The following is a 2426-nucleotide window of genomic DNA, read 5'->3' on the forward strand; positions in this document are numbered from 1 at the left end:
ATCAATAAGTTGGAGTCATTACCCCACGCACAGTTACATCACTTCGATCAAAAGTTACATTTTTTTCACCACCAATTAATAAATCCCCACGCACATTTACATCGCTTCGATCAAGAATTACATTTATCCCTTTGAGTATAAAATCACCAGCTACCTGTGTATTAGTTAAGGCTAACTTCGTTAACCCTTGCGACTCGTCGCCTATTGATAAATTCTTAAAAACATTGAGATTTGCATGATTGAACCCTAACCCCTTAATGTTTGCATTACCACCAACATTAAAAGTAGCCCCACCCATATCAAATGACCAGCCACCACCTTTCGCCGACCAGTCGACATTCCAGTCACCATTAGAGGCTGCAGCTAAACTTTCGTTTAGTACCGTCAGGAGAGCTTGTACTTCTCCAGTAATTTCAGTGAAGTTCTCTATACCGGCCTGAACAAATGTTGAAATTATGTTTGAATTAGAACCAGCAAACAGGCTGCTGTTCATGAGATTAGTTGTTGATGCCGCTGAGCCAGCGGAGCTGAGCGTAACTGAGGAAAGATCAGCCAGCCCGCCTTGAAGGGTTGTATTCGAAATATTGAAGCCTTTGCCTCCGGATTTATTCATTCCGAGAATATTCAGGCTACCACCATCAAATGATGAACCAGAGACTGATAACGCCGTTGAACTTGCAGCCGAACCGCCTAAAACCTTCCCACTTACGTTTAAATTACTCGCACTGCCAGCATGAATGTTAGCATTCGATATCACCAGTGCACTATGAGCAAAATTACCCGTCATTGTGTTATTTGTGCCAGTGATGTCCAGATCACCGCTTGCAGTTAAAGTACCACTGATTGTTGCGCCGGTATTATTATATGCTGAAACCCCGCTGATATAACTGTGCCCTGCATTCAGAGTCGTGTTGCCAGACATTACGAGCGCACCGCCACTTACCCCTCCATTCGATGAGGCAATAATACGGATGTCTCCATTTTGGGCTGTCAGTGTATTCGTACCAGCAATTCTCATTGCCGGCATATCACCAGTTACTGCCTTCCCCGTAATATTCAGAGCTCCAGCTTTCAGTGTAGTTCCTGACAAATAGAGTGCTTTTGCTTTTTCCGCACTACCGCCTGAAATAATTCCGTCTATTTTCAGTGTTCCAGCGGTATCAGCCTGAATATGAGCATTGGAAATATCCAGCGCGATATTGTCATAGTTACCTGTCATAGAGGTGATGGTACCTGTAATATCCAAATCACCACTTGCCACCAGGTTCCCGCTAATTTTTGCACCCGTATTATTATAAGTAGAAGTACCAGATATATAGCTATGGTCCGCATTCAATGTCGTGTCGCCAGACATAACAATCGCACCGCCATTAACACCGTCAGCTGAGGCAGCAGTGATACGGATATCCCCTCCTCGTGCAGTTAATATATTTGTACCCGTAACAGTCATCGCCTGTGTAGCACGGTCCGTGGCTGTCGCATTTATTTTAAGATCGCCGCCGTTGGCCGAGAGGTATGAGTTTGCGATGGACACTTTGCCACCGGTAATGCTGTTGCTGTCTGTCGCAGTAAGGTTGATATTAGAAATCGCCACCTGACCAGCATTAATGGTCATTTTTTTAGCATTAACCGAACTGGTTGCCGCAGAGTTACCCGTTACCGTCACCTTTCCATTCGCGCCGGTTGCGGCCATCAGTGTCAGATTATTGTCCGCATTGACATGGCCTGCTTTATCCAGCGCAATCGTGCCTCTGTCCGCTTCCAGCGTAATATCACCGCTTTGGCCCGTTACCCGGCCTCTAAAATTTTTACAGTCTGAAATAATATTTGCAGATAGTAATACATAAAAACATAACAGTTCAATTTTGATACTATTTGTTAAATGGAATAATTATATAAATATAATTTATAATCGTTATTGGGACAGAGCACTGAATAACCATTTAGTACCAAAAAATAAGCTGCTGTTTTAAAACAGTAAATTAAAACATCAAGGCATCCAATACCCAATAAAAATTAAATATTCAAAAATACTAAACAATTATGACATTAAACGCTCTTAACCATTTTAAAATTCATAAATATTAGGGTATTTAGAATTATGAATATGGATTAATGTTTACCTGCAATTAGCATTGGCAAAAATTGATTTACATCAATTTCAATCCTACTCTCTACTCCGTGAGTAGGACATTCATTATCCACATTTGATTATTTACAAATTTCTAATTGTTAAATTCAAGCCGTCTGAAAATCACAAAAACGCGATCGATATCACATTTAATTCGCATTTTTACGCAAGAAATACCGTTCAGCCTGGCACGAATCGTTCTGCTGCAACTCTCTGAGAGGTACATTTCAGGAAGGTGGTTTTAGGGTAATGCCTGGGATTTATATGTTCACGCATGAATAGAGGGAGGGAGGGA

At 41.6% G+C, this 2426-nt stretch carries 1 protein-coding gene; it reads right to left on the reverse strand.

Annotation, left to right across the window (positions count from 1 at the left end):
* Position 1: 1 nt before the first annotated feature.
* Positions 2-1693, reverse strand: a complete 1692-nt coding sequence (locus FDW95_RS02065; protein ID WP_115257242.1) for a hypothetical protein — start codon at positions 1691-1693, stop codon at positions 2-4.
* Positions 1694-2426: the final 733 nt, after the last annotated feature.

The sequence above is a fragment of the Citrobacter sp. wls718 genome (assembly GCF_005280945.1).
In the GTDB taxonomy this organism is placed as follows: Bacteria; Pseudomonadota; Gammaproteobacteria; order Enterobacterales; family Enterobacteriaceae; genus Citrobacter; species Citrobacter gillenii.